Below are 26,783 nucleotides of genomic sequence, written 5' to 3'. Positions count from 1 at the left end.
GTTTTCATATACCAGTGAAGGGGGTTTTTGCAAGCACCAATTTACATCGGGTCGGTCATCTGGTACAAACAACAGTTTGCTGCAGAACGGAAAAACGAACGGGACAGATGGGGTGAAAACGACCATGAATATCAAATACCAGTATCTCAGGCTGGCCAACGAGCTTGAACGGGAAATCCGGACCGGCAGGTATCGCGCCGGTGAAAAACTGCCGTCGCTGCGCAGTCTCCGCGCCCGCACCGGCCGGTCGTTGACCACGGTCTACCAGGCCTACGCCGAACTCGAGAACCGCGGCGTGGTCGATGTCCGCAACAAATCGGGATTCTATGCCCGGCCGCAGATCGACCGCATCCTGCCGCTGCCGGCGAGCGAAAACAGGCTCATCAAGCCGCACCGGGTGGCGATCAACGCCCTGTCGGCGATGATCCAGAACTCGATGACCGCACCGAAGATGCTGCCCTTCGGCGCCGCCATCCCCTCGCCGGCGCTGCTGCCGCTCAAGCAGCTGGCCCAGGAGATCCGTGGTGCCGCCGCCGGGTATGCCACGGGGAAGATGATCGGTTACGGCCATCCGTTGGGGCTGCCGGAACTGCGGACCGAGATCGGTAAACAGGCCGTCGGCTGGTACCGGGAGGACAGCGGCGAGGAGATCATCATCACCAACGGCTGCATGGCGGCCATCGACGTCTGCCTGCGCAGCGTCGCCCGGGCCGGCGACATCATCCTCATCGAGTCGCCGACCTTTCTCTGTTATCTCCAGCTGATCGAAGACCTCAACATGCGGGCCCTCGAGGTCCCGGTCCACCCGGAGAGCGGCCTGGACATGGACCTGCTCGAACGGGCGCTGGACGAGCACGACGTCCGGGCGGCGCTGTTCAACGCCAACTTCCACAACCCGCTCGGCTGCATCATCGACGAGGCGGCCAAACGCCGGCTGGTGGAGACCATGACCCGGCGGCGGGTGCCGGTGATCGAGGACGATATCTATGGCGATCTTTATTTCGGCGACACCCGGCCGCTGCCGCTGAAGGCCTTCGATCGCGACGGCATGGTGCTCTACTGCTCCTCCTTCACCAAGTCCCTGGCCCCTGATCTCCGCATCGGCTGGACCATGCCGGGTCGTTTCCGCGAGAAGGTCAAGCGGATCAGGTTCAACGCCGCGATCGCCGTCCCCCAACTCGGCCAGTTGGCAATCGCCCGTTACCTGGCGGCCGGCGGCTTCGACCGTCACCTGCGCCGGATGCGTAATGCCCTGAAAAAGCAGACCTCCGATTTCGCCCTGGCGGTGGCCCGCTATTTTCCGGAGGGAACGAGGATCTCGGCGCCGAAGGGAGGGATGTGCCTGTGGGTCGAGCTCGACCGGTCGCTGGATACCCTGAGGCTGTTCGACAGGGCCCTGCAGCAGAACATCTCGATCCTGCCGGGATCCCTCTGTTCCGGCACCGGCCGCTACAACCACTGCATCCGGCTCAACTGCGGCTATCCGATGAACGAGGCGGCGGAACAGGGGATTGCCACCATCGGCCGGCTGATCCGGGAGGTGGGCGGCGGGTGAACCGGTCGTCATCCCTGCCTTTTCATCGACAGGGAGATGCGCTTGCGCTCGCAGTCGACCTCCAGCACCCGCACCTCGACCTGCTGCCGGACCTTGACGACCTCGGCGGGATCCTTGACGAAGCGGTCGGCCAGTTGGCTGACATGGATCAGTCCGTCCTGGTGCACGCCGATGTCGGCGAAGGCCCCGAAGCGGGTGACATTGGTGATGATCGCCGGCAGCACCATGTCCGGTCGCAGATCCTCGAGGCGATGGATGCCGGGAGCGAAGTGAAACTGGACGAAGGCGGTGCGGGGGTCGCGGCCCGGTTTCGCCAGTTCGGCGACGATGTCCCTCAGGGTCGGCATGCCGATCTCCGGTGCCAGGTAGCGGTCCAGGACCAGGTTGTCCCTGGCGGCGGCCGAGGCCATCAGCTGCTCGACGGTGCGGCCGGCATCGGTTGCCATCCGGGCGATGAGGCCGTAGCGTTCGGGGTGGACGGCGCTGGCGTCGAGGGGGTTGGCGGCCCCGCGGATCCGCAGGAAACCGGCGCACTGCTCGAAGGCCTTGGGGCCGAGGCGCGGCACCCGGCGCAACTCGGCCAGGCCGGCAAAGGGGCCGTTGGCGTCGCGGTAGGCGATGATGTTGCCGGCCAGCGTCGGCCCGAGACCGGAGACCGCGGTCAGCAGTTCGAGGCTGGCGGTGTTGAGCTCGACCCCGACGGCATTGACGCAGCTGATCACGGTCTCGTCGAGGGCCTGCTGCAATTCAGCCTGGTCGACATCGTGCTGGTACTGGCCGACGCCGATGGCCTTCGGTTCGATCTTGACCAGTTCGGCGAGCGGGTCCTGCAGCCGCCGGCCGATCGACACCGCCCCGCGGACGGTGATATCGTGGTCGGGGAACTCGCGGCGGGCGGTGTCTGAGGCGGAGTAGACCGAGGCCCCGTCCTCGTTGACCAGGGTGATGATGAGGTCGGCCGCCAGGTCCAGGCGGCGCACGAATTCCTCGGTCTCGCGACCGGCGGTGCCGTTGCCGATGGCGATGGCCTCGATGCCGTATTCGCTGACCAGCCCGGTGATGATCCGGCCGGCCTCGTCGGCCTGCTTTGCCCCCAACAGAGGGTAGATCGTGGCGGCGTGGAGCAGGCGGCCCTGGCCGTCGAGGCAGACCAGCTTGGCGCCGGTGCGGAATCCGGGGTCCAGCGCCAGCACCCGTTTCTGCCCCAGCGGCGGTGCCAGCAGCAGTTCCCGCAGGTTGGCGGTGAAGACGGCGATCGCCTCCCGGTCGGCCCTGGTCTTCAGTTCCCGCCGCAGCTCGTTTTCCAGCGATGGGGCGAGCAGCCGCCGGTAGCCGTCGTCGAGCGCCAGCCTGACCTGCTCTGCGGCCGGCGAAGAGCGAAGATGGCGGCCGGCGAGATAGTGCAGGGCCATTTCCTCGGGCGGCCGGACCGTAAGCGCCAGCACCTTCTCGTTGTCGCCGCGGAACATCGCCAGCAGGCGGTGACCGGGGGCCTTGGCCGCCGGTTCCTGCCACTCGAAATAGTCGCGGAATTTGGCGCCCTGGTCCTGGTGCTTCTTCACCACCTTCGAGCTGATCACCGCCCGGTCCCGGAACAGCCGGCGCAGACCATCCCGGCTGGCGGCATCCTCGCTGATGGTCTCGGCGATGATGTCCCGGGCCCCGGCCAGGGCCTCGTCTTCCGACGCCACACTGTTCTCCGGAACGATGAAGGGGCGGGCGTCGACCGGCGCCGCCTGCTGCAGGAGCAGGGCCTCGGCCAGCGGTGCGAGCCCCTGCTCCCGGGCGATCATCCCCCTGGTCCGCCGCTTCGGGCGGAAGGGCAGGTAGATATCCTCGAGCCGGACCATCGTCGTCGCCGCCTCGAGTTGCTGCCGCAGGGCCTCGGTGAGGGCTTCCTGCCGCTCCATCGACTCGATGATCGCCTTCCGGCGCCTGGCGATCTCGGTCAGGGAGTGGAGCTGATCGCGGATGGCGGTGATCGCCACTTCGTCCAGGGAATCGGTCGCCTCCTTGCGGTAACGGGCGATGAAGGGGATGGTGGCGCCGGCGGCCAGCAGGTCGACGGTGGCCTGGACCTGCTCACGGGAAAACCGGCAGCGGTCGGCGATGGTGGCTATCGGGTTGCTCATTGGGGTCATGATCCGTCGTTGGGTGAAGGGGCAGGGTGATGGAAATGAGAGCGGAACAATAACCGCCCTGGCGGTGTCGTGCAAGACGGCAGGTCGAAATCGATAACCGGGTCCACAGCCCGGGACGGGCGAGGAAAAGGTTCCGGAGAAAAATACCTGTTCGTTGCCGGTGATGGCGTTCTTTTCTTGATCAATCAGGTCGGCTCACCTATCCTGTGGAGAGGTTTTTCCCTTGTTCCGTCATCGGCCGGCGCCTGGCGGATCGGATGGTTCGCCAAAGATTCTGTGGATGGATGCGGACATGGATGACAAAGAGACGCTGTTGATGAAGGTGCTGCCGAAGGCGGTGCTGCGGATTCTCACCCCGGAGGCGCAGGAAGCGGTGCCGCAGGCCCAGCTGGTCGGCGATGTGGTGGTGATCCTTGACTTTCCCTTCAGGGTCGGCCGGGAGTCGCGGATCCGCAAGGTGGATGGAAAAATCGAGCGCATCGAGCGGCCGAAGGACCATGCCGGGCCTCCCAGCAACGATCTCTATCTTGTCGATCGGGGCCATCTCCTCAACATCTCGCGCGAGCACTTCCAGATCGAAAAAGACGGCGACGGCTATGTCCTGGTCGACCGGGGCAGCGCCTGCGGCACCAGGGTTGGCGAGAAACGCGTCGGCAGCGGCGATGCGGGCGGACGTTGCGCCCTGCAGGATGGGGATATCATCGCCGCCGGCGCCAAGGGGACGCCCTATCGGTTCCAGTTCGTCACCTTTGACGGCTATGCGATGATGAAGAGGAGCTAATCGGCCTGGGCGATGGCCTCGGCCAACCGGACGGCAAGCCGGGTCGCGGCGACATCATGGACCCGGAGGAAGGATACCCCCTGATTGACGCTGAGCGCCGACACCACCGCGGTCAGTTGATCGCGCTGATGGGCGGCAAGCCCGCTCAGCTCACCGAGAAAACGCTTGCGGGAGTGGGCCAGCAGCACAGGCTGGCCGAGCGCCGTGAACCGGCGCAGGTGCTTGAGGATGGTCAGGTTGTGGTCGACGGTCTTGCCGAAACCGATACCGGGATCGAGGATCAGGCGATCGCGGTCGACACCGTTCGCCGTCAGCCAGTCGATCCGCTCCTGAAAAAAATCGATGATATCGACGACCACGTCGTCATAGACCGGGTTGACCTGCATATCGGCAGGAGTGCCCTGCATGTGCATGATGATCACCGGTGCCGTCGTGTTCTGCACGACCTCGAGCATCTCCGGGTCGTGATGCAGGGCCGAAATGTCGTTGATGATGTCGGCCCCGGCGGCCAGGGCCCGGCGCGCGACCTCGGCCTTGACGGTGTCGATCGAGATCGGGATCCGGTGGTGTCTGCGGATGGCCTCGATCACCGGGATGGTGCGCTGCAGCTCGTTGTCGAGGGAAACCGGCTTGGCGAAGGGCCGGGTCGATTCGCCGCCGATGTCGAGGATGTCGGCACCGTCGGCGATCAGCTTCTCCGCCTGGGCGACGGCCAGATCGAACGCATAGTACGAGCCGCCATCGGAAAACGAGTCCGGGGTGACGTTCAGGATGCCCATGATCTTGACGGCGGCTGGCCTCACTGGCGGCTACCCTCCTGTTCCGGCGGCTGGTCGACTGCTGCAGCCTCATCTCCTTCTTCCCGGGCTGCCGCCTGTTCCTCTTCGACGACCGGTTCGGCGACCGACGCGGGCGCCGGCCGGGGCTTCGTCCTGGCGGCCGGCTTCTGCGGCTTGAGCTTATCGGTGTACATCCCCGGCCGCAGGTCCTCGATCATCCCGACGATGTCTTCGAGGACGATGGTCTCCTTTTCGAGCAGGTCCTCGGCCATCCGGCTCAGGATGTCGCGGTTGTCCTCGAGCAGCCGGGTGACCTTGTCCGCCGCCTCGACGATGATCCGCTTGACCGCCACGTCGATCTGGCGCGCCGTCTCCTCGCTGAAATCGCGATGCTGGGCGATCTCCCGGCCGAGGAATATCTGTTCTTCCTTCTTGCCGTAGGTCAACGGTCCCAGTTCTTCGCTCATCCCCCATTCGCATACCATCTTGCGGGCGAGGATGGTGGCCCGTTCAAGGTCGTTGCCGGCCCCGGTGGTGATCTCGTCGAAGATGATCTTCTCGGCGATCCGGCCGCCGAACAGGATGCAGATCGAATTCTCGAGGAAACTCTTCGAGTGGGTGTACTTCTCGTCGACCGGCAGCTGCATGGTCAGGCCGAGGGCGCGGCCGCGAGGGATGATCGTGACCTTGTGGATCGGGTCGGTCCCCGGCAGCAGCCAGGCCACCAGGGCATGGCCGGCCTCGTGGTAGGCGGTGATCTTCTTCTCCTTGTCGGTGATGATCATCGACCGCCGTTCGGCCCCCATCATGATCTTGTCCTTGGCCTTCTCGAGGATCTCGAGGTTGATCGCCTTGGCCCCGGTGCGGGCGGCCATCAGGGCCGCCTCGTTGACCAGGTTCTCGAGGTCGGCGCCGGAGAAGCCGGGGGTGCCGCGGGCCAGGACCTCCATGTCGACGTTCGGCTCCATCTTGGTCTTTCTGGCATAAATTTCCAGGATCTGCTGACGGCCGCCGACATCGGGGATCGGCACCACCACCTGGCGGTCGAAACGGCCGGGGCGGAGCAGGGCGGGATCGAGGACGTCGGGACGGTTGGTGGCGGCGACGATGATGACCCCTTCGTTCGATTCGAAGCCGTCCATCTCCACCAGCAGCTGGTTGAGGGTCTGCTCGCGTTCGTCGTGGCCGCCGCCGAGGCCGGCGCCGCGATGGCGGCCGACGGCGTCGATCTCGTCGATAAAGATGATGCAGGGGGCGTGCTTCTTGCCCTGGGTGAACAGGTCGCGGACCCGCGAGGCGCCGACGCCGACGAACATCTCGACGAAGTCGGAACCGGAGATCGAGAAGAAGGGGACATCGGCCTCACCGGCGATGGCCTTGGCGAGCAGGGTTTTGCCGGTACCCGGCGAGCCGGCGAGCAGCACGCCCTTGGGGATGCGGCCGCCGAGGACCGTGAATTTCTGGGGGTCCCGGAGAAAATCGATGATCTCTTCCAGTTCTTCCTTGGCCTCGTCAATCCCGGCCACATCCTTGAAGGTCACCTTGTTCTTGCCCTGCTCCATCAGCCGCGCCCGGTTCTTGCCGAAGGACAGCGCCCCGCCCTTGCCGCCGCCCTGCATCTGCCGCATGAAGAAGATCCAGACGCCGATCAGCAGCAGCATCGGGAACCAGGAGACGAAGACGGTCATCATCCACGAGTCCTTCTGGGCCTCCTTGACGGTGATGTCGACCCCGGCCTTGCGCAGCATCGGAATGATCTCGCTGTCGTTGATCGGGTAGACGGTCTTGAACGGCTTGCCGTCCTGCAGGGTGCCCGAGAGGACATCGCCGTTGATCTGGACCCGGGTGATGGCCTTGCTGTTGATGTTGGAGATGAACTCGCTGTAGGTGAGCGACGAGAGACTTTCCCGGGGTTTGCTGAAAAGGTTGTAGAGCAGGATCATGGTCAGGCCAATCACCAGCCACATGCTCAGATTTTTATAGAATGTGTTCAAGAAGACCTCCGGTGCTCCTTATTGATAATGCAATGATCTTGGGCTGGACATCGGGCTGCGGTGAGCAGGATGAACCGGCTCGAGGACCCGACTCAATCGTCTTACAGTAAGGCATCATCGGCCTCTGTCGAGGGGAATTGCCCCTTTTTCCGATATCTATTGTATCGATTGCGTGAAATATTGTACAGGCTGAACGCCGATCGCCGTACGTTTCATTTCCTGCATCGCCGTGACCACCGCAGCGGCTCCGGTGACGGTGGTGGTATAGGCGATATGGAAATCGAGGGCCGCTCTCCTGATGCTGTAGGAGTCCTCGGTGGTGCGTTTGCCCAGGCTGGTGTTGACGATCCACGAGATCTCGCCGTCCTGGACCCTGTCGAGGATATGGGGCCGGCCCTGGGATATCTTGTTGACGTGCTCGCAGTGGATGCCGTTGTCCTTGAAGAAAGCGGCGGTGCCGGTGGTGGCGTAGATCAGGTATCCCATCTCCTCCAGACTACGAGCGATCGGCAGCATCGCCGGCTTGTCGCTGTCGCGGATGCTGATGAAGACGTTGCCGGACTGGGGCAGCCGGCCGCCGGCGGCGAGATGGGCCTTGGCGATGGCCAGACCGAGGTTGTCGTCGATCCCCATGACTTCGCCGGTCGACTTCATCTCCGGGCCGAGCAGGGTGTCGACATTGGGGAACCGGTCGAAGGGGAAGACCGCTTCCTTGACCGCCCAGTGGCTGATCTCGGTCTCGGTCATCAGGCCGAGCTCGTCGAGGCTTGCGCCCATCATCACCTTGGTCGCCAGCTTGGCCAGCGGCACCCCGGTCGCCTTGCTGACGAAGGGCACGGTCCGCGAGGCCCGGGGGTTGACCTCGAGGATGTAGAGGACCTTGTTCTGCACGGCGTACTGGACGTTCATCAGGCCGATGACTCCGAGTTCCTCGGCCATCGCCCGGGTCGCCTGCTTGATCTCGGCGATCAGCTCCGGCGGCAGGGTATGGGGCGGCAGGACGCAGGCCGAGTCGCCGGAATGGATGCCGGCCTCCTCGACGTGTTCCATGATTCCGCCGATAATGGTCCGCCGGCCGTCGCACAGGGCGTCGACGTCGACCTCGATGGCGTCCTTGAGGAACTTGTCGATCAGGATCGGGTGCTCGAGCGTGGCGGCGCCGACGGCGATCATGAAATCCCGGATCCCCTGATCGTTGTAAACAATGCGCATGTCGCGGCCGCCCAGGACGTAGGAGGGGCGGACCACGACCGGGTAGCCGATGCGGCCGGCGGCGGCCAGGGCCTCGTCGACGGTGGTCACCGTATCGTTCTCGGGCTGGCGCAGGCCCAGTTTCTGCAGGAATTTCTGGAAGCGTTTTCTATCCTCGGCCCGGTCGATGGCATCGGGCTGGGTGCCGATGATCTTGACCCCGGCCTTCTCGAGCGGCACGGCGAGGTTGAGCGGGGTCTGGCCGCCGAACTGGACGATGACCCCGTCCGGCTGCTCGAATTCGATGATGTTGAGGACATCCTCCCGGGTCAGCGGCTCGAAGTAGAGCTTGTCCGAGGTGTCGTAGTCGGTGGAGACGGTCTCGGGATTGGAGTTGATCATGATCGACTCGACCCCGATCTCGCGCAGGGCGAAGGCGGCATGGACGCAGCAGTAGTCGAACTCGATGCCCTGGCCGATGCGGTTCGGGCCGCCGCCGAGGATGACGATCTTCTTGCGGTCGCTGCGCACCGCCTCGTTTTCTTCCTCGTAGGTCGAGTAGTAGTAGGGGGTGTAGGACTCGAATTCGGCGGCGCAGGTGTCGACCAGTTTGTAGACCGGCAGGATCCCGAGTTGCTTGCGCAGGCCGCGCACGTCGTTGGACGAGGTGCCGGTCAGATAGGCCAGCTGCCGGTCGGAGAAGCCCTGCTGTTTGCAGGAGCGGAGGAAGTCGCGGTCCAGCCCCTGGAAGCCCCGTTCCCTGATCCGGCCCTCGGTGTCGACGATCTGCTGCAGGTTGTGGAGGAACCAGGGGTCGATATGGGTCAGGGCGTTGATCCGGTCGATGCCGTAACCGCGCTTCATCGCCTCGTAGATGTGGGCGACCCGTTTGGAGTTCGGCACCCGCAGGCCGTGCTCGAGGTCTTCGCTGTCGAGATGGTCGAGCCGCTCCTTGCCGTCGCCGCCGAAGCCGAAACGGCCGGTCTCGAGCGAGCGCATACCCTTCTGGAAGGCCTCCTTGAAAGTCCGGCCGATGGCCATGGTCTCGCCCACCGACTTCATCGCCGTGGTCAGCACGTCGTCGGCCTCCGGGAACTTCTCGAAGGTCCAGCGCGGGATCTTGACGACGCAGTAGTCGATGGTCGGCTCGAACGAGGCGTAGGTCTCGCGGGTGATGTCGTTTCTGATCTCGTCGAGGGTGTAGCCGACCGCCAGCTTGGCGGCGATCTTGGCGATCGGGAAGCCGGTGGCCTTCGAGGCCAGGGCCGAGGAGCGCGACACCCGGGGGTTCATCTCGATCACCATCAGCTCGCCGTCGGCCGGGTTGACCGCGAACTGGACGTTGGAGCCGCCGGTCTCGACCCCGATCTCGCGGATGATGGCGATGGCGGCATCGCGCATCTCCTGGTACTCGCGGTCGGTCAGGGTCTGGGCCGGGGCGACGGTGATCGAGTCGCCGGTGTGGACCCCCATCGGATCCATGTTCTCGATCGAGCAGATGATGACGACGTTGTCGTTCTTGTCGCGCATCACCTCGAGCTCGAATTCCTTCCAGCCGAGGAGGCTGCGCTCGAGCATGATCTCGGTGGTCATCGACAGGTCGAGCCCGGAACGGCAGAAATCCTCCAGCTCCTGGCGGTTGTAGGCGACGCCGCCGCCGGTGCCGCCGAGGGTGAAGCTCGGACGGATGATGATCGGGAAGCCGATGGCGTCGGCGGCCGCCATCGCCGCCTCGAGGGTGTGGACGATCGCCGATTCCGGCACCTTGAGGCCGATGGCCTGCATCGCCGCCCGGAACTCCTCGCGCCCCTCCGCCTTCTTGATGACGTCGATATTGGCGGCCAGCAGTTCGACCCCGTATTTTTCCAGCGCCCCGGTCTCGGCCACCTTGATCGCGGTGTTGAGGGCGGTCTGGCCGCCCAGGGTCGGCAGGATGGCGTCGGGCCGCTCCTTCTCGATGACCTTGATCACCATCTCCGGGGTGATCGGTTCGATATAGGTGGCATCGGCCAGCTCCGGATCGGTCATGATGGTGGCCGGATTGGAGTTGATCAGCACCACCTCGTAGCCTTCTTCCTTCAAGGCCTTGACCGCCTGAGCGCCGGAATAGTCGAACTCGCAGGCCTGGCTGATGATGATCGGCCCGGAGCCGATGATGAGGATCTTGTGGATGTCGGTTCGTTTCGGCATGGTTTGTCGCCTGTTTGGCTGAATGTATGGCCAGTCGTCCGATCGACGGTCGATACCGTCGTGGTGGTCTGCGGTCTATTTGCGCATCATGGCGATGAAGCGCTCGAACAGGTACCTGGCATCGTGGGGGCCGGGGGCGTATTCCGGGTGGTACTGGACCGAGAAGGCCGGATACCGCTTGTGGCGCATGCCCTCGACGCTGTTGTCGTTGAGGTTGATATGGGTGAGTTCGACCTCGTCCTTATCGAGGCTGTCGATGTCGACGCAGAAGCCGTGGTTCTGGGAGGTGATCTCGACGTGGCCGGTGGTCAGGTCCATGACCGGCTGGTTACCGCCGCGGTGGCCGAATTTGAGCTTGTAGGTCGAGCCGCCGTAGGCCAGGCCGAGGATCTGGTGACCAAGGCAGATGCCGAAGATCGGTTTCTTGCCGAGCAGGGCCCGCACGTTCTCCACCACTCCCTCGATCCCCTCGGGATCGCCGGGGCCGTTGGAGAGGAAGATCCCGTCGGGGTCCATCGCCAGCACGGTGGCGGCGTCGGTGGTGGCCGGCACCACCTGGACCTGGCAGCCCAGCTCGGTCAGGATCCGCAACTGGTTGTACTTGATGCCGAAGTCGAAGGCCACGACCTTGAGCGGGTGATCGATGCCCTGCTGGGCGGTGGTGAAATTGGTGCCCGGCACCGGACGGTCGTCGGCCCAGCCGTAGGGCTCGCGGCAGGTGACGATCCTGACCATGTCCTGGCCGATCAGCCCGGTCGAGTCCTTGGCCCGCTGCACCAGCGAGACGGGGTCGAGGTCGACGGTCGAGACGATGCCCTTCATCGCCCCGCGGGTCCGCAGGTGCCTGACCAGGGCCCGGGTGTCGAACCCTTCGACCCCGAGAACGCCGTGCTGCCGGAGGAATTCGGCCAGGGTGGCGCGGGAGCGGTGATTCGACGGGGTGGTATGGTATTCCTTGATCAGAAAGGCCTTCGGATGGACGGCGGTCGATTCCATGTCCTCCGGGTTGACGCCGTAGTTGCCGATCAGCGGGTAGGTCATCGTCACGATCTGACCGGTATAGGAGGGGTCGGTGAGCACCTCCTGATAGCCGCTCATCGAGGTGTTGAACACCACCTCGCCGACGGCCTCACCGGGGCCGGTGAATGACGTTCCCTCGAAGATCCTGCCGTCTTCCAGGGCAATGAGTGCTTTCATGTCCATTCCTTTATCGGAGCCTGCACCGGATGATCCTGCGGTGATCCGGAGCAGTGGGGGGTGGCGGCGGGGGACTGCGCCGGTCCTCGCGGGGAGGGACGGTGGCGGCAGTGCCGGCCGGATCTTGGTTGTTTTCGATGGACATTGCGGAGTGGGGCGAGGGGGTTCCGAATTGTCCGGACAAAACTATAATACTTAACCCAGAAAGTGCCATGCCGTCAATGGCAAAGCCGGGGTATTTGTGAATTATATCGTTTCTTCAGTGAGTTAGCGGTATTGAACGACATCCCGGCGGTGGATGTCTAGCAGGAGAATTGTTGGTGGATTCCGGGTTTGATGATGCCCTCGCTCCCCGGTGGCGTACCTGAGATCGCGGATGCATTGCAACGGCGACCGGGAGATGGTGCCGGCCCGCAGCCGGTCAAGCCCATCGAGAGCGCGCGGGGAGCGACCCGACGCCTGCCACCCCCGGAGGTGTGAAGGCTGTGGTGACGAACGAAGGGGGCATCTCTCCTGACGGCTGGATGCCCCCCGTACGGACGGTACGGATGCGGAAGTGGTATCAGGAGCCGAAGGAATCGATGAACAGCTGCTCGATGGCGTTGCGGCCGGCGTCGTTGAGATAGCGGGTGCCGGAGCCGACGAAGGTGTCGTACTCGATTTTCGGGGTATCGGGAATCCAGCTGTTTTTCCAGATGTACCACTGCTTGGTCGGCTGGTCGAAGACGTGCAGCGGCCGGTTGAACATCTTGGCCAGCTCGACGGCCCAGCCGGTGCCGCCCTTGACCGATCCGTCCTCCTGGATCGAGCCGATGACGAAGACCTGGTGGCCGCTGTTGACCATGTGGAAGATGGTCTGCAGGACCTTTCTGATCTTCTCGGTCTCGTAATAGGTCCGGTTCATCATCCGCGAGGCCAGTTCCATGCTGATGTCGCCCCGCTCCAGATCTTCCTGGCTGAGGATGACGGTGTTTTTATCCCGGCTCAGCTTGTGGCCCTCGAAGGAATAGACGACCTCGTTGATGTTGCGCTTCTCGGCCGCCTCGCCGAAGGTCTCCTCGGCCCCTTTGAGGCCGCTGCTGTACAGAGTGCATTTGCTAGAATCCATGCCGTAAGCTCCTTGTGTCACGTGGAATTGGGAAATGGTGTGCTGGGATTGTATACCACAGTCGCGGCGAAAGGCAACGTCTCGCCGTTCTTTTCGATCCCCGGTCAGCCTTTTTTCCGGCCGCGCAGGAACACCCGGTGCGGCGCCGGGTAGCCCTCGACGGTGGTCTGCGGGGCGTCGGGGCGGATGAAGTCGCGGTAGGATTCGAAGTCCATCCACTCCGTCCGCCGCTGTTCGGCCGAGGACATCGGGTGGGAGCAGAAGAGCTCGACGGCCTCGAAGCCGGCCTTGACCATCCAGTTGCGCAGACAGCTGCCGGTGGGGACGAAGTAGACCCCGGGGGCCTTGGCGTAGGTGGTGGCGGGGAACAGGGCGATCGGGTCGTCGCCGGGGATCGCCTGCGATTCGACGATGGCGGTGCCGCCGGGGGCGAGGGCGGTGAGCACGTCGCGCAGGGTGTCGACCGGTGAGGGGCGGTGGTAGATCACCCCCATCAGGAAGATGACGTCGAAGCAGGCGGGAAAGAGCGGCAGGTGCTCGACCCCGAGAAGATCGATGGCCAGCTCCTTCATGGCGGCGATGCCGTTCAGGGCCCTGAAACAGTAGTAGTGCTGGACCGAGGGCTCGAAACCGAGGACCAGCCGGGGGCGGTGGGCGGCCATGCGGAACATGTAATAGCCGTTGTTGCAGCCGATATCGGCGATGATCCGGCCTTCCAGGTCGGGCAGGACCGGCAGCAGCCGCTGCCATTTGCGATTGCTCCGCCATTCGGCATCGACATCGATGCCGAAGATCGAAAACGGTCCTTTGCGCCAGGGTTTGAAGGCCAGCAGGTGCCGGCGGACTTCCTCGCGCCGTTCGTCGTCGATCTCGTCGGCGCGGCCGATGACGACGGTGTCGCCAGAGCAGTCGACATGGCCGGCGCGGAAGGCGGCCAGGGCCTCGCAGGGGCGGCGGTAACGGAGGAACCCCTTCTTGTCCTGGTTGACCCAGCGTTGCCGTTCGGCATGGAGGGCGGTCAGTGCGTCGGTCCGGACGTGGTCGGGAAGGAGGTGGAGATATTCCATGATACCGGGGGCTATTCCGGTTTGACCGCGATCAGCGAGGCGAAGTTGAACCACTGGAAGAAGGGGGCGACTGCGGTGAACCCGGCCTGGCGCAGCAGGGCGGTGTTCTCCTCGATCGAAAAGGGGATCAGGACGTTCTCCAGGGCCTCGCGCTTCTTGGCGATCTCCAGTTCCGAATAGCCGCGGTTCTTCTTGAACTGGTAATAGATGTCGATGTATTCCCGGTTCAGGTGCTTGTCGTGGAGGATGATCTTCTCGCTCAGGATCAGGACCCCGCCGGGGCGGAGGCCGTCGAACAGCGAGCGGATGAACTGCTCGCGGCGGATCGGGCGGATGAACTGCAGGGTGTAGTTGAGGATGAAGGCCCCGACCGCGCGGTGGTGCATGGCGGTGATATCGGCCAGCTCGAAGCGGATGCTGTCCTGCTTCGAGTACAGCTCGGCCTTCAGCCTGGCCTTGTCGAGCATCGGCGCCGAGTTGTCGACGCCGATGAAGCGCAGGCCCTGATCCGGGATCAGGCGGGCCAGTTCGAGCAGGGTCGAGCCGGTGGCGCAGCCGAGGTCGACGACGGTATCATCCTTGCCGAGGTGGGCCGTCAGCAGGCGGGCGGTCGAGACGACCACCTCCTTGTAGAAGGGGATCGAGCGGTCGAGCATGTCGTCGAAGACCTCGACGACCCGGTCGTTGAACTCGAAATCCTCCGGTCTGATCTGCTGCTGGAAGATGGTGTCTTTGGGGCTGGAGGGGGGGTGCTTCACCGAAGGTCTGTAGCGTTGGATGTGCTGGGCGCGGCAAGGTGTCAGTCGCCTCCCGGTTGTCGCAGGCGCCCGTCCGGGTTGCCTGCGTCGTCTTCCGCCTGGCGGAATTGCCGCTACTATACCCGCCATCGGGGCAAAATGCCACAAGGCTGTCATTGTCCAGGTATTGAGCTCCCCTCGACTGTCATTTCGAGCCCCCCTTGTCGTTTCGAGCCCCCCCCTTGTCGTTTCGAGCCCCCCTGTCATTTCGAGCCCCCCCTTGTCATTTCGAGCGTCAGCGAGAAATTTCCTGTTGTCGTGACCGCGGTCGTTCCCTGCGGCGGATGATTGCTGCAGGAGATCTCTCCCTCGCGGTCGAGATGACAAACGGGGATGGTCGAAATGACAAACGGGGATGGTCGAGATGACAAACGGGGATGGTCGAGATGACAAACGGGGATGGTCGAGATGACAAAAGGGGAAGGTCGAAATGACAAAAGGGGAAGGGCGGCCGAAACGACAGTGTTTGCCGGCATCGACAGTGTTCGCAGCCGTTCATTGGGCCAAAGGTCCGCTGGTTACAAATCTCGGCCCCGGCCTGGAAATATGGTGGGCGCTTATGCTATAACATCAATATCGGGGCCGGAACCACTGATGCTGTCCGCCGTATCGTCTGCCGCTCGTTCAGGTGCCGGCCGCCACAAGGAGAAATGGTCATGCAGGCTGACAACTCGCCGCCCGGAGGGCAATCATCCACCCCCTCGTCCCCGCCCGCCGATCCCCGGCTGCGCCTGGTCGACCGCACCATGCAGCTGTATCATCACGAAGGCCATGCCCTGATCGAGACCCTGCACGCGGCGCAGGAGTCCTTCGGCTATCTCGACGAAGGGATCATGCACTACATTGCCGGCCGCCTGCGGGTGCCGCTCAGCCGCGTCTTCGCGGTGGCCACCTTCTACCATGCCTTCACCCTGAAGCCGCCGGGGAAGCACACCTGCGTCATCTGCCTCGGCACCGCCTGCTATATCGGCGGGTCAAGAGCGATCCTCGACGGCATCCGCGATCGCGAGGGGATCGCCGCCGGCGAGACCACCGCCGACGGCGAGGTGTCGCTGGTGGTGGCCCGCTGCCTCGGCTCCTGCGGCCTGGCCCCGGCCGGGGTCTTCGACGGCGAGGTGGCCGGCAGGTTGGATCCGCAACAGGTACTGGACCGAATCGGGAGGTGGCGCCACGATGATCCTGCATAGTGAAGATCTGCACCGGATCGCCCGGGATGAACAGGACCGGCGGGACGGTTTCCGCCACCAGGTCCACGTCTGCATGGCCGCCGGCTGCCTGTCGTGCGGCAGCGGCGAGGTGAAGCAGGCGCTGGAGGCGGAGGTTGCCCGGCGCGGACTCGCAGGCCGCTGCCAGGTCAAGGGCGTCGGCTGTCTCGGCCTGTGCGCCGCCGGACCGCTGGTCGCGGTCGATGACGGCGCGACCCGCTACCAGGGGGTGCAGGCGGCGGATGCGGCTGCCATTGTCGACGCCCTGGGCGGCAGTCCGGTCGAACGCCTGCGCTGTTCGGGCGATATGGCCTTTTTTCAACGCCAGACCCGCATCGTCACCGAAAACTGCGGCCGCATCGATCCCGAACGGATCGAGGAGTATATCGCCGCCGCCGGCTATCACGGCCTCCATCGCGCCCTCACCGGGATGAGCCGCCAGGAGGTGATCGACGAGGTGGGCCACAGCGGCCTGCGGGGCCGGGGCGGGGCCGGTTTCCCCGCCGGGCTGAAATGGACGGCGGTGGCGAAGGCCGGCGATTCGCTCAAATTCGTGATCTGCAACGCCGACGAGGGCGACCCCGGGGCCTTCATGGACCGCAGCGTCCTCGAGAGCGACCCGCATCGGGTCATCGAGGGCATGGCCATCGCCGGCTACGCCATAGGCGCCAGCCAGGGCTTCATCTATGTCCGGGCCGAATACCCGCTGGCGGTCAAGCGGGTCCGTCACGCCCTGGCCCAGGCCGAACGGCTGGGGCTGCTGGGCAACGGCATCTTCCACACCCCGTTCACCTTCCACATCAAGGTGCGGCTGGGGGCGGGGGCCTTCGTCTGCGGCGAGGAGACGGCGCTGATCGCCTCGATCGAGGGCCGCATGGGCCGACCCCGGCCGCGGCCGCCGTTCCCGGCCGAATTCGGCCTGTGGGAGCACCCCACCCTGATCAACAACGTCGAGACCTTCGCCAACGTGGCGCCGATCATCCGCAACGGGGCCGCCTGGTTTTCGGCGATCGGGACCGAGAAGAGCCGGGGTACCAAGGTCTTCGCCCTGGCCGGCAAGGTGGTCAACACCGGCCTGATCGAGGTGCCGATGGGGACGACGCTGCGCGACATCGTCTTCGAGATCGGCGGCGGCATCCCCGGTGGCCGACGGTTCAAGGCGGTCCAGACCGGCGGCCCCTCCGGCGGCTGCATCCCCTCGCAGTTCCTCGACATGCCGGTGGACTACGAGTCCCTGGCCCAGGTCGGGTCGATCATGGGCTCGGGCGGGATGATCGTCATCGATGACAGCGCCTGCATGGTCGATGTCGCCCGGTTCTTCATGGAATTCTGCATGACCGAATCCTGCGGCAAGTGCGTGCCGTGCCGGGTGGGGACGCGGCAGATCCACGATCTGCTGGCCCGGATCACCGCCGGTCAGGCGACCCCGGCCGATCAGGCGACCCTGGAGGATCTCTGCGATCTGGTCAGGCACACCAGCCTCTGCGGCCTGGGCCAGAGCTCGCCCAATCCGGTGCTGACGACGCTGAAATATTTCCGCGACGAGTACCACGCCCATATCCACGAGCGGCGCTGCCTGGCCGGGGCCTGTAGCGCCGCCGGGGAGGTCGTATGAGCCCAGAGTTTCCGAAGAAGGTCCGTTCCGACCTCAACCCCTCCCGCGTGCTGACCTTCCGCATCGACGGCCGCGATGTCAGCGCCCGGGCGGATGAATCGATCCTGATCGTGGCGCGGCAGAACGGCATCGCCATCCCCACCCTCTGCCATCTCGACGGGCTGTCGGAACGCGGCGCCTGCCGGCTGTGCATCGTCGAGATCAAGGGCAGCGCCAGGCTACAGCCGGCCTGCGTCACCTATCCCCGCCAGGATATGGAGGTGGTCACGACCTCCGAGCGGGTCGTCGCCTACCGCCGCAAGATCCTCGAGTTGCTGTTCACCGAGCGCAACCACGTCTGCTCGGTCTGTGTTTCCAACGGCCACTGCGAACTGCAGGACCTGGCGGTGGAATTGGGGGTGTCGCATGTCCGCTATCCCTATCTCTATCCGGGCTATCCGGTCGATGCCTCGCACGAGCGGTTCTGCGTCGATCACAACCGCTGTGTCCTCTGCCTCCGCTGCGTCCGGGTCTGCGACGAGATCGAGGGGGCCCACACCTGGGATGTCATGGGCCGCGGCATCACCTCGCAGGTCATCATCGATCTCAACCAGCCCTGGGGGACCTCGGAGACCTGCACGAGTTGCGGCAAATGCGTCCAGGTCTGCCCCACCGGGGCCCTGACCGAGAAGGGCCGGTCGGTGGCCGAGATCAGCAGGCGCCGCCGCTTCCTGCCCTATCTGCAGATGATGCGGGAAAGGAGGGACGAGCGATGAATCGGCTCCGCCTGGCGACCACCTGGCTCGACGGCTGTTCCGGCTGCCACATGTCGCTGCTCGATCTCGACGAGGCCCTGCTCGACATCCTGGCCGGGGTGGAGATGGTCTACGGGCCCCTGGTCGATGTCAAGGATTTTCCAGCGCGGGCGGACGTCACCCTGGTGGAGGGGGCGGTGGGCAGCGAGGCCGACCGCCGGCATATCCTGGAGATCCGGGAGCGGACCGGCATCCTCGTGTCCTTCGGCGACTGCGCGGTGACCGCCAATGTCCCGGCGATGCGCAACCGCTTTCCGGTCGAAGCGGTCATCGCCCGGGCCTATGTCGACAACGCCGACCGCCACCCGGCCGCAGGCGACGGGGCCGCCGCGGAACGCCCCGCTTTCGCCTTCACCGGGGTGCCCCGGCTGTGCCCGACCGCCAGGCCGGTTCACGAGTTCGTCCCGGTCGATGTCTTTGTCCCCGGCTGCCCCCCGGCGGCGGCGGTGATCGCCTGGCTGCTGACCGAACTGGTGGCGGGACGGACCCCGGAGATCGGCGGCCGCAGCCGTTTCGGGGCCTAGGATTGACGGAGAATCAACAAGGGGAGGAGTCGCCATGGGGGACAGGATCACCATCGAACCGGTGACGCGGATCGAGGGGCACGGCATCATCACCATCGATCTCGACGACGAAGGCGGGGTGCGTGACGCCCGGTTTCAGGTGACTCAGTTCCGCGGCTTCGAGAAACTGACCGAGGGCCGGCCGTTCTACGAGATGCCGGCGATCACCGAGCGGATCTGCGGCATCTGCCCGGTCAGCCATGCCCTCGCTTCCGGCAGGGCCGGCGACGCCATCCTCGGCGTGCACCCGCCCGAAACGGCGGTCCTGCTCCGCCGCCTGTGCAACTGCGGCGCCTTCATCCAGTCGCACGCCCTCAGCTTCTTCTACCTGTCGGCGCCGGATCTGCTGCTGGGCATGGACGCCGACCCGGCCCGACGCAATATCGTTGGGCTGGTCGCGGCCCATCCCGACCTCGTCCGGGACGGCATCCGGCTGCGGCAATTCGGCCAGCAGGTCATCGAGATGGTCGGCGGCAGGCGCATCCATCCCGCCTGGGTGGTGCCGGGCGGGGTCGATGCCGCCCTCAGTGGGGAACATCGGGAGGCGATCCGGCGGATGCTGCCGGAGGCCCTGGCGATCATCACCCGGACGCTGGCGCTGTTCAAGCAGGCGCTGGGCGATTTCAGCGCCGAGATCGAGACCTTCGCCAGATTTCCCTCCCTGTACATGGGGATGGTCGATGGCGACGGCAAGCTCGACCATGTCCAGGGCCGGCTGCGGATCATCGACGCCACCGGGGGGATCGTCGCCGACGCCATCGACCCGGTCGATTATCGGCAGCATATCGGCGAGGCGACGGAGCCCTGGTCCTACCTCAAATTCCCCTACTACCGGCCGCTGGGCTACCCCGACGGCCTCTACCGGGTCGGTCCCGCCGCCCGCCTCAATGTCTGCAACGGCTGCGGCACACCGCTGGCCGACCGGGAGTGGGCCGAATTCCGGAGCCTCGAGCGCGGCCCGGTGTCGAGCTCGTTCCATAATCATTACGCCCGCCTGATCGAAATCCTCTACGGCATTGAGACCATCGGGGAACTGGTGGCGCAACCGGCCCTCACCGGGGCCCGGATCCGGGCCCTGGCCCAGCCCAACTTCCCCGAAGGGGTGGGCTGCGTCGAGGCGCCGCGGGGCACCCTGATCCATCATTACCGGGTCGACGACAACGGCCTGATGACCTGGGCCAACCTGATCGTCGCCACCGGCCACAACAACCTGGCGATGAACCGGGGCGTGCTCCAGGTCGCCCGCCGCTTCATCACCGCCGCCGAGGTGCCGGAAGGGGCGCTCAACCGGCTGGAGGCGGTCATCCGGGCCTTCGACCCCTGCCTGAGCTGTTCGACCCATGCCATCGGCCGGATGCCGCTGGTCGTGCGGCTGCGGCGGCCCGACGGTTCGATCCTGCGGGAAATCTCCCGATCCTGAATTGTCTGCCCGATTGCGGCAGGGTGGAGGGCGCCGAAGACCGCGACAAGGCCGCCGCGGTCATGATGAGGGGGCGGCGGCGACCGACTGGGTCGCCGCCGCCGGTGGGGGGCTCAGGAATTGAAGCGGCGCTCCCAGTCGTAGTCCTTGCCGGTGATGGTGCTCTCCATCCGCCGGATCCGCCGCTCGAGGTTGTCGAACTGCCTTCTCAGCCGCTGGGCGGCGCTGCGCGGCGAATGAACATAGCTGTCGTAGAACTCCTGCTCGTCCTCGGACTCGATCGGCCGGACCGGGCTGGGCTTCATCAACAGGGCGGCAACCAGGTAGATGCCGAGCACCGGCCAGAAACCGCTCAACAGAAAGACGAGCACCACCGCCAGGCGGATCCAGAACACCGAGAGGTCGAAATAATCGGCCACCCCGCGGCAGACCCCGAGCAGGACCCCGTCCCGTGACCGGTACAGGCCTCTTCCGTCGTTACCGTAGATTCTCATCGTGTATACCCATCCTTTCCCTGACCTTCCATCAGGATCGTTTCAAGGGCTTCGACCCGTTTTTCCATGCGTGACAGGCCCTGGTACAGTTCCTGGATCACTGCCGCCTCATCGGCCCGGGCCTTGCGCCCGGACGGGGACAGTCCCTCCCGGCGGGCCTTGACCAGGGCCAGGACGGTGCCGCAGACGAGGGCGACCATCGTGACGATCGATCCGAAGACAATGGCGACAGCGATGACAGTGTTCATGGCGGGTTGCTCCGTCGGGATGAAGGGGTGCGGGACTACTGTGCCGAGGTGGTATCAGCACTGTAGGTACCGGCCTTGATCTTTTCAAGTTCCTTTTCGATCTCGTCATCCCGGCCGAGATCGTCGAACCGCTCGTCGACGGCGGGCTTGCGGCCGAAGTTGACGAGGTCGGCCTCGGCCTCCATCTGCTCGATCCGGCTTTCCAGTTTTTCGAAGCGGGCCATGCTCTCGCTGCTGTCCATGCGGCGGATATCCTCCTGCGCCCTTTTCTTGCCGGCGGCCCGGCGGTGGCGCTGGACCAGCAGGCTGCGTTTTTCCTTGGCGGTGGCGAGCTTGTCTTCCAGTTCCACCATGTCGTGCCGGTACTGTTCGATCAGGCCGCCGTGATCGGCGATTTCGCCACGCAACGCCTCGGCCATCTCGGTGAAGCGGCGCTTTTCGAGCAGCGCCTCGCGGGCCAGGTCGTCCTTGCCGCGGCGGACGGCGAGGGCCGCCCGTTCGGCCCACATCTGGGCGCGGGCCGCGACCTCGTCCAGTCGCCGCTCGGCCTTCTTGCGTCCGGCGATCACCCCGGCGCAGGACACCTTCAGTTCGACCAGGGTGTCCTCCATTTCCCGGATCATCAGCTTGATCATCTTTTCCGGATCTTCGGCCCGGTCGAGCATCGCATTGATGTTCGAACTCACGATATCCCTGAATCGCGTGAAAACTCCCATGGTCATCCTCCTGTGGTTGAATGGTGTGGCACTATTGATCAAGCATGAAGTGTGCCAGGTAAAATAGTACTAAGAATATGATGTAAATACCGTGACATAGGTTTGTGACAGGGTGTATTTGGCGGCTAATGTGTGGTCAATTATCCTGATAAATGGTAAAATAAACCAAAAAATGGTGTAAGATACAGTGCGGAGATGAATATGCCTGAGACAACTGAGCGCGAATCGTCCATCGCCGGCGCCGGCGAGGCCCTTGGCCAGTCGGAGCGCTTTCTCGAGTTCCAGGAGCGGCTGTCCCGGGTCGCCTCGGTGGAACGGCCGGTGCTGCTGATCGGCGAGCGGGGGACCGGCAAGGAACTGGCGGCCGGTCGCCTGCACTATCTGTCGCGGCGGTGGCAGGGCCCCCTGGTGACCCTGAACTGTGCCACCCTGGCGCCGACCCTGATCGAAGCGGAACTGTTCGGCCATGAAAAAGGGGCCTTCACCGGTGCCGACAGCCGCCGCAAGGGGCGGTTCGAGGCTGCGGACAACGGCACCTTGTTCCTCGACGAGATCGGCGCGATCCCGCTCGAGGTCCAGGAAAAGATCCTGCGGGTGGTGGAATACGGCTCCTTTGAGCGGGTTGGCGGCTCGGCTCCGGTCGAGGTCGATGTCCGGATCATCGGCGCCACCCATGCCGATCTGGCGGCGATGGCCGCCCGGGGCACATTCAAGGCGGATCTGCTCGATCGGCTCTCCTTCGAGGTCCTCTTTCTGCCGCCGCTCCGGCTGCGGGAAGAGGATATCCTGCTGCTGGCGGGCCATTTCGCCGGCCGGATGGCCTTCGAGCTCGGCCGTCCGACCCTGCCGACCTTCTCTCACCGGGCGGTGCAGGCGCTCGAGGCCCACCACTGGCCGGGCAATGTGCGGGAGTTGAAGAACGTCGTCGAGCGGGCGGTGTACCGGGCCGACGGCGATGTCATCGACGCGATCGATTTCGATCCCTTCCGCTCCCCGTTCGGCACGATGCCGATCGACCCGGTTGCCGCCGGCGCCGGCACGGCTGCCGCGCCGGCGGAGCCGGAACTCCTCCCGCTCCGCCCGGCAGTGGAGCAACTCGAGCTCTCCCTGCTGCGCCGGGCCCTGGAAGAGGGGCGATTCAACCAACGCCAGGCGGCCTCCCTCCTCGGCCTGAGCTATGACCAGCTGCGGGGTCTGCTGCGGAAATACCGCGACCGGCTGTGACCGCCGGACTGGCCGGTTTACCCTCGCGGTTGATTGTGCCGGCTGGCGTGACTACACTGTCTGCAGTGTGCGTTGCACGCAACCAATATCAATATTGACTGGAGTTCTCTGCATGATCCTGCCGTATACCCTCATCGTTGTCGCGCTCGTGCTGCTGTTCGGCGGGGCGGAGTTGCTGGTCAAGGGCAGCGCCTCGCTGGCCGCCCGGGCCGGCCTGACCCCGCTGGTGATCGGCCTGACGGTCGTGGCCTTCGGCACCAGTTCGCCGGAGCTGGCGGTCAGCCTGAAGGCGGCGTTGGCCGGCCAGGGCGATGTTGCCGTCGGCAACGTGGTCGGATCCAATATCCTCAATATCGCCGTTATCCTCGGCCTTTCGGCGGTCATCTGCCCCATCAGCGTCCATCTGCAGCTGATCAAGGTCGATGTGCCGATCATGATCCTCGCCACGGTCCTGGTGCCGGTATTGCTGTCCGATGGGCGGCTGGGGCGGTTCGAGGGCGGGCTGCTGTTTGCCGGCATCGTCGTCTATACCATTTTTAACGTGATGATGGCGCGCAAGGGCGCCGAGGCGGAGGTGGATAACGAGTTTGCCACCAGCGTGCCGAAGGCGACCAAGCACTGGGCGGTCGACCTGGTGCTGATCGGCGGCGGCCTGGCGACGCTGGTCGTCGGCTCCCGCCTGCTGGTCGACAACAGCATCGAGGTGGCCAGGGCCTTCCAGATCAGCGAGGCGGTGATTGGCCTGACCGTGGTCGCCCTCGGCACGAGCATGCCGGAACTGGCGACCTCGATCATCGCCGCCGTCCGCCGCCAGCCCGACATCGCCCTGGGGAACATCATCGGTTCCAACATCTTCAACATCCTGGCAATCCTCGGGTTTTCGTCACTGGTGGCGCCGATGACCGCCGGGGGCATCAACCTGTTCGATTTTGGCGTCATGGTCGGTGCCTCCGTCCTGCTGCTGCCGTTTTTGATGACCGGGCCGCGCCTCGGCCGGCTCGAAGGGATGGTCTTCTTCGGGGGCTATTGCGGGTATCTCGCCTTCCTCTGGCCCCAGTAGGCGGCGAGCATCGAATGGCCCGGAATTCGCCGCCCCCGGGCTGAAGATACGAGCGATCCGGCCGCAGGAGTACGGCAATTGTGCGGGCGACCGCTTGACAGGGATGGGCCGGAAAGTGTTTGTATGAAAATGGAGTGAGAGGCAGATGGCGGACGACGAGACCCTGCTGATCCAGTCCGGCAAGCCGGTGGGGGTGTTCCGCACCCACCGCTTATCGCCGCGGGTGCTGATCGCCAATTCCAATCTGGTGCCGCACTGGGCGACCTGGGAGCATTTCAACGAGCTCGATCGCAAGGGCCCGATGATGTTCGGCCAGATGACCGCCGGCTCCTGGATCTACATCGGCAGTCAGGGCATCGTCCAGGGGACCTACGAGACCTTCGTGGCGCTGGGCCGCAAGCACTACGGCGGCGATCTCGCCGGCCGCTGGATCCTCACCGCCGGTCTCGGCGGCATGGGCGGAGCCCAGCCGCTCGCCGCCAAGTTCGCCGGGGCCTCGATGCTGGCCATCGAGTGCCGCCAGGAACGGATCGACAAGCGCCTGGCCACCGGCTATCTCGATCGCCAGGCCGACAGCCTCGGATACGGCCTGCAGCTGGTACTCGATGCCTGCCGGGAGCATAAGGCGGTCTCCGTCGCCGTCCTCGGCAATGCCGCCGAGATCTATCCCCAGCTCGTCGCCATGGGCGTCCGGCCGGACGCGGTCACCGACCAGACCAGCGCCCATGATCCGCTCCACGGCTACCTGCCGCTGGGCTGGACCGTGGCCGAATGGGAGGAGCGGCAGCACAGCGATCCGGTCCTGGTGATGGAGGCCGCCCGCCAGTCGATGGTCGCCCAGGTTCGGGCGATGCTCGACTTCCACGCGATGGCCATCCCGACCTTCGATTACGGCAACAACATCCGCCAGGAAGCCTTCAACACCGGGCTGCGCGAGGCCTTCGCCTTCCCCGGCTTCGTCCCGGCCTATATCCGCGACCTGTTCTGCACCGGCAAGGGGCCGTTCCGCTGGGTCGCTCTGTCCGGCGACCCGGAGGATATCTACAAGACCGATGCCAAGGTCAAGGAGCTCCTGCCGGATGACCTCCATCTCCATAACTGGCTCGACATGGCGCGTAAGCATATCCGCTTTCAGGGCCTGCCGGCCCGCATCGCCTGGGTCGGTCTCGGCGATCGGCACCGGCTGGGACTGGCCTTCAACGAGATGGTCCGCAACGGCGAACTGAGCGCGCCGGTGGTGATCGGCCGCGACCACCTCGATTCCGGCTCGGTGGCCAGCCCCAACCGCGAGACCGAGGCGATGCGTGACGGCTCCGACGCCGGTTACGAGGCGGCGGTGCGGTGCGCCCGGGACAAGGGGCTCGACCTGCCGATGCTCGGTCGTTGAGGCCCCGGCCATGGCCAGCCTGCTGATCAGGGATCCGGCCCAGATCGTCTCGCCGCCGCCGGGGGTGCTGCGGGGGCCGGGGCTGGCGACGCCGGTGATCCGCACCGGCGAGTCGATTCTGGTCGAAGACGGGGTCATCGCCGCGATCGCCCCGCTGGCCGATCTCGCCGCCGCCGCCGACCGGACCGGGGCCGAGATCATCGATGCCTCCGGCCGGGCGGTGATTCCCGGTCTGATCGACTGCCACAGCCACCTGGTCTTTGCCGGCAGCCGGATCGACGATTTCGCCCGCCGCTGCGCCGGGGCCGGGTACGAGGAGATCGCCGCCGCCGGCGGCGGTATCGGTCTCACCGTCGCGGCGACCCGCCGGGCCGGCCGCGTCGAACTGAAGGCGATCGCCCGCTCCCATCTTCATCGGGCCCTGCGTCTGGGAACGACGACGCTGGAGGTCAAGAGCGGCTATGGCCTCGATCTCGCCACCGAAATGAAGATCCTCGAAGTGATCGCCGAACTGAACGACGAGCAGCCGGTGGACCTGGTGCCGACCTTCCTCGGCGCCCATGCCGTGCCGGCCGGGGTGGCGCAGGCCGACTACCTCCGTCAGGTCAAGGCGATGCTGCCGGAGATCGCCGGGCTGGCCCGGTTCTGCGATATCTTCTGCGAGGCCGGCTACTTCACCGCCGCCGACGCCCTCGATCTGCTCGAGTCGGCCCGGGCTCACGGCCTGCTGCCGCGGCTCCATGCCGACCAGTTCCACCGCATCGGCTGCATCGAGGTCGCCATCGCCCTGGGGGCGGCCTCCGTCGACCATCTCGAGGTCCTGTCGGCGGCGGAGATCGCCCGGCTGGCCGCCACCGACATCGCCTGCGTCATGCTCCCCGGAGTGTCGCTGTTCCTCGACATCCCCTTCGCCCCGGGCCGGGCGATCATCGATGGCGGCTGCATCCCGGCCGTGGCCAGCGATTTCAACCCCGGCTCCAATCCCTGCCTGTCGCTGCAGTTGGCGATGGCGCTCGGGTGCCTGCGTTCAGGGCTGCAGGTGGGCGAGGCCCTGGCGGCAGCGACCGCCAATGCCGCCCACGCCCTGCGGCTCGACCGCCGTGGCTGCATCGCCCCGGGCTGGCAGGCCGACCTGCTGCTTCTGGATTGCGCCGATTACCGGGAGATGCTCTACTGGTACGGCACCAACCAGGCCCGGACGGTCATCAAGAACGGCCGGATCGTCTGATCGTCGGCGCCGGCCGCCGCAACCACCAC

The 26,783-nt window shown here is 65.4% G+C and carries 21 protein-coding genes and 1 pseudogene; 11 read left to right on the top strand and 11 right to left on the bottom strand.

Annotated elements, in window-relative coordinates; translation table 11 throughout:
• Positions 1-124: 124 nt before the first annotated feature.
• A complete protein-coding gene (locus tag ACWGKN_RS10750) occupies positions 125-1,555 on the top strand; it encodes an aminotransferase-like domain-containing protein (protein ID WP_035231140.1) in 1,431 nt (476 codons plus the stop codon).
• An 8-nt stretch (positions 1,556-1,563) separates the two neighbouring features.
• On the opposite strand, the gene ACWGKN_RS10745 is transcribed toward ACWGKN_RS10750, so the two are convergent.
• Positions 1,564-3,696, bottom strand: a complete 2,133-nt coding sequence (locus ACWGKN_RS10745) for a Tex family protein (RefSeq protein WP_424255519.1) — start codon at positions 3,694-3,696, stop codon at positions 1,564-1,566.
• 292 nt (positions 3,697-3,988) lie between these two features.
• Between ACWGKN_RS10745 and ACWGKN_RS10740 the strand changes: the two genes are divergently transcribed.
• Complete coding sequence (locus ACWGKN_RS10740; protein WP_424255521.1) at positions 3,989-4,477, top strand: FHA domain-containing protein; 489 nt, start codon at positions 3,989-3,991, stop codon at positions 4,475-4,477.
• Here ACWGKN_RS10740 and folP read toward each other — a convergent pair.
• The 7 genes from folP to cmoA all read right to left on the bottom strand — a co-directional run bounded on the left by folP (position 4,474) and on the right by cmoA (position 14,761).
• Positions 4,474-5,280 (bottom strand): dihydropteroate synthase, encoded by an 807-nt coding sequence (folP, locus tag ACWGKN_RS10735; protein WP_424255523.1) that lies wholly within the window; start codon positions 5,278-5,280, stop codon positions 4,474-4,476. The genes ACWGKN_RS10740 and folP overlap by 4 nt on opposite strands.
• A complete protein-coding gene (gene ftsH / locus ACWGKN_RS10730; RefSeq protein ID WP_052160149.1) occupies positions 5,277-7,250 on the bottom strand; it encodes an ATP-dependent zinc metalloprotease FtsH in 1,974 nt (657 codons plus the stop codon). The genes folP and ftsH overlap by 4 nt, the downstream gene beginning before the upstream one ends.
• A 156-nt stretch (positions 7,251-7,406) precedes the next feature.
• Positions 7,407-10,631, bottom strand: a complete 3,225-nt coding sequence (gene carB, locus ACWGKN_RS10725) for a carbamoyl-phosphate synthase large subunit (protein WP_035231135.1) — start codon at positions 10,629-10,631, stop codon at positions 7,407-7,409.
• A 75-nt stretch (positions 10,632-10,706) separates the two neighbouring features.
• A complete protein-coding gene (gene carA / locus ACWGKN_RS10720; RefSeq protein ID WP_452095176.1) occupies positions 10,707-11,828 on the bottom strand; it encodes a glutamine-hydrolyzing carbamoyl-phosphate synthase small subunit in 1,122 nt (373 codons plus the stop codon).
• Between the two features lie 562 nt (positions 11,829-12,390).
• Entirely contained in the window at positions 12,391-12,936 is a 546-nt protein-coding gene (locus ACWGKN_RS10715; protein WP_035231132.1) for a hypothetical protein, read from the bottom strand.
• A gap of 104 nt (positions 12,937-13,040) precedes the next feature.
• Positions 13,041-14,003: a tRNA 5-methoxyuridine(34)/uridine 5-oxyacetic acid(34) synthase CmoB gene (cmoB, locus tag ACWGKN_RS10710; RefSeq protein WP_452095175.1), complete on the bottom strand. Its 963-nt coding sequence runs from the start codon at positions 14,001-14,003 to the stop codon at positions 13,041-13,043.
• 11 nt (positions 14,004-14,014) lie between these two features.
• Positions 14,015-14,761, bottom strand: a complete 747-nt coding sequence (gene cmoA / locus ACWGKN_RS10705; RefSeq protein ID WP_452095174.1) for a carboxy-S-adenosyl-L-methionine synthase CmoA — start codon at positions 14,759-14,761, stop codon at positions 14,015-14,017.
• Between the two features lie 695 nt (positions 14,762-15,456).
• Between cmoA and hoxE the strand changes: the two genes are divergently transcribed.
• From hoxE to ACWGKN_RS10680, 5 genes are read left to right on the top strand one after another with little or no spacing between them, the layout of a single operon-like run.
• Positions 15,457-15,987 carry a bidirectional hydrogenase complex protein HoxE gene (gene hoxE, locus ACWGKN_RS10700; protein WP_052160152.1) on the top strand — a complete coding sequence of 177 codons (531 nt, stop codon included), beginning with the start codon at positions 15,457-15,459 and terminating at the stop codon, positions 15,985-15,987.
• Positions 15,974-17,620 carry a NuoF family protein gene (locus ACWGKN_RS10695; protein ID WP_035231124.1) on the top strand — a complete coding sequence of 549 codons (1,647 nt, stop codon included), beginning with the start codon at positions 15,974-15,976 and terminating at the stop codon, positions 17,618-17,620. The genes hoxE and ACWGKN_RS10695 overlap by 14 nt, the downstream gene beginning before the upstream one ends.
• Positions 17,617-18,375 carry a bidirectional hydrogenase complex protein HoxU gene (hoxU, locus tag ACWGKN_RS10690; protein WP_052160147.1) on the top strand — a complete coding sequence of 253 codons (759 nt, stop codon included), beginning with the start codon at positions 17,617-17,619 and terminating at the stop codon, positions 18,373-18,375. The genes ACWGKN_RS10695 and hoxU overlap by 4 nt, the downstream gene beginning before the upstream one ends.
• Positions 18,372-18,938 carry an NADH-quinone oxidoreductase subunit B family protein gene (locus ACWGKN_RS10685; protein ID WP_035231122.1) on the top strand — a complete coding sequence of 189 codons (567 nt, stop codon included), beginning with the start codon at positions 18,372-18,374 and terminating at the stop codon, positions 18,936-18,938. The genes hoxU and ACWGKN_RS10685 overlap by 4 nt, the downstream gene beginning before the upstream one ends.
• A gap of 34 nt (positions 18,939-18,972) precedes the next feature.
• Positions 18,973-20,397: a Ni/Fe hydrogenase subunit alpha gene (locus tag ACWGKN_RS10680; protein ID WP_452095173.1), complete on the top strand. Its 1,425-nt coding sequence runs from the start codon at positions 18,973-18,975 to the stop codon at positions 20,395-20,397.
• A 113-nt stretch (positions 20,398-20,510) separates the two neighbouring features.
• Here the strand turns inward: ACWGKN_RS10680 and pspC are convergent, their stop codons facing one another.
• From pspC to ACWGKN_RS10665, 3 genes are read right to left on the bottom strand one after another with little or no spacing between them, the layout of a single operon-like run.
• Positions 20,511-20,891 (bottom strand): envelope stress response membrane protein PspC, encoded by a 381-nt coding sequence (gene pspC, locus ACWGKN_RS10675; protein WP_035231118.1) that lies wholly within the window; start codon positions 20,889-20,891, stop codon positions 20,511-20,513.
• Positions 20,888-21,139 (bottom strand): hypothetical protein, encoded by a 252-nt coding sequence (locus ACWGKN_RS10670; protein ID WP_035231116.1) that lies wholly within the window; start codon positions 21,137-21,139, stop codon positions 20,888-20,890. The genes pspC and ACWGKN_RS10670 overlap by 4 nt, the downstream gene beginning before the upstream one ends.
• 35 nt (positions 21,140-21,174) lie before the next feature.
• Entirely contained in the window at positions 21,175-21,855 is a 681-nt protein-coding gene (locus tag ACWGKN_RS10665; RefSeq protein ID WP_035231114.1) for a PspA/IM30 family protein, read from the bottom strand.
• A 195-nt stretch (positions 21,856-22,050) separates the two neighbouring features.
• Here ACWGKN_RS10665 and pspF point away from each other — a divergent pair, with 195 nt between their 5' ends.
• The 4 genes and pseudogenes from pspF (at position 22,051) to hutI (ending at position 26,754) form a co-directional block, all read left to right on the top strand.
• On the top strand, positions 22,051-23,079 hold the full coding sequence (gene pspF / locus ACWGKN_RS10660; RefSeq protein WP_424253507.1) for a phage shock protein operon transcriptional activator: 1,029 nt from the start codon (positions 22,051-22,053) through the stop codon (positions 23,077-23,079).
• A 112-nt stretch (positions 23,080-23,191) separates the two neighbouring features.
• Positions 23,192-24,139, top strand: coding sequence for a calcium/sodium antiporter (locus tag ACWGKN_RS10655; protein WP_452095172.1), 948 nt, complete (start codon positions 23,192-23,194; stop codon positions 24,137-24,139).
• A gap of 139 nt (positions 24,140-24,278) precedes the next feature.
• A pseudogene (hutU, locus tag ACWGKN_RS10650) lies at positions 24,279-25,526 on the top strand (urocanate hydratase); the annotation flags it as partial.
• A 10-nt stretch (positions 25,527-25,536) separates the two neighbouring features.
• The gene (gene hutI / locus ACWGKN_RS10645; RefSeq protein WP_452095171.1) at positions 25,537-26,754 is read left to right on the top strand and encodes an imidazolonepropionase; all 1,218 of its coding nucleotides are present in this window, start codon (positions 25,537-25,539) and stop codon (positions 26,752-26,754) included.
• Positions 26,755-26,783 lie beyond the last annotated feature (29 nt).

The organism is Desulfoprunum sp. (genome assembly GCF_053613775.1).
This window is presented reverse-complemented; position numbering and strand designations above follow the sequence as displayed.

What these genes read in the sequence shown, in the direction of transcription:
- pspC (WP_035231118.1), bottom strand. Translation starts at nt 20,891, where the DNA reads ATGAGAATCTACGGTAACGACGGAAGAGGCCTGTACCGGTCACGGGAC.
- carB (WP_035231135.1), bottom strand. Translation starts at nt 10,631, where the DNA reads ATGCCGAAACGAACCGACATCCACAAGATCCTCATCATCGGCTCCGGG.
- ACWGKN_RS10685 (WP_035231122.1), top strand. Translation starts at nt 18,372, where the DNA reads ATGAATCGGCTCCGCCTGGCGACCACCTGGCTCGACGGCTGTTCCGGC.
- hutI (WP_452095171.1), top strand. Translation starts at nt 25,537, where the DNA reads ATGGCCAGCCTGCTGATCAGGGATCCGGCCCAGATCGTCTCGCCGCCG.
- ACWGKN_RS10740 (WP_424255521.1), top strand. Translation starts at nt 3,989, where the DNA reads ATGGATGACAAAGAGACGCTGTTGATGAAGGTGCTGCCGAAGGCGGTG.
- carA (WP_452095176.1), bottom strand. Translation starts at nt 11,828, where the DNA reads ATGAAAGCACTCATTGCCCTGGAAGACGGCAGGATCTTCGAGGGAACG.
- ACWGKN_RS10695 (WP_035231124.1), top strand. Translation starts at nt 15,974, where the DNA reads ATGATCCTGCATAGTGAAGATCTGCACCGGATCGCCCGGGATGAACAG.
- hoxE (WP_052160152.1), top strand. Translation starts at nt 15,457, where the DNA reads ATGCAGGCTGACAACTCGCCGCCCGGAGGGCAATCATCCACCCCCTCG.
- ACWGKN_RS10680 (WP_452095173.1), top strand. Translation starts at nt 18,973, where the DNA reads ATGGGGGACAGGATCACCATCGAACCGGTGACGCGGATCGAGGGGCAC.
- cmoB (WP_452095175.1), bottom strand. Translation starts at nt 14,003, where the DNA reads ATGGAATATCTCCACCTCCTTCCCGACCACGTCCGGACCGACGCACTG.
- ACWGKN_RS10715 (WP_035231132.1), bottom strand. Translation starts at nt 12,936, where the DNA reads ATGGATTCTAGCAAATGCACTCTGTACAGCAGCGGCCTCAAAGGGGCC.
- pspF (WP_424253507.1), top strand. Translation starts at nt 22,051, where the DNA reads ATGAATATGCCTGAGACAACTGAGCGCGAATCGTCCATCGCCGGCGCC.
- ACWGKN_RS10665 (WP_035231114.1), bottom strand. Translation starts at nt 21,855, where the DNA reads ATGGGAGTTTTCACGCGATTCAGGGATATCGTGAGTTCGAACATCAAT.
- ACWGKN_RS10745 (WP_424255519.1), bottom strand. Translation starts at nt 3,696, where the DNA reads ATGACCCCAATGAGCAACCCGATAGCCACCATCGCCGACCGCTGCCGG.
- ACWGKN_RS10750 (WP_035231140.1), top strand. Translation starts at nt 125, where the DNA reads ATGAATATCAAATACCAGTATCTCAGGCTGGCCAACGAGCTTGAACGG.
- ACWGKN_RS10670 (WP_035231116.1), bottom strand. Translation starts at nt 21,139, where the DNA reads ATGAACACTGTCATCGCTGTCGCCATTGTCTTCGGATCGATCGTCACG.
- hoxU (WP_052160147.1), top strand. Translation starts at nt 17,617, where the DNA reads ATGAGCCCAGAGTTTCCGAAGAAGGTCCGTTCCGACCTCAACCCCTCC.
- ACWGKN_RS10655 (WP_452095172.1), top strand. Translation starts at nt 23,192, where the DNA reads ATGATCCTGCCGTATACCCTCATCGTTGTCGCGCTCGTGCTGCTGTTC.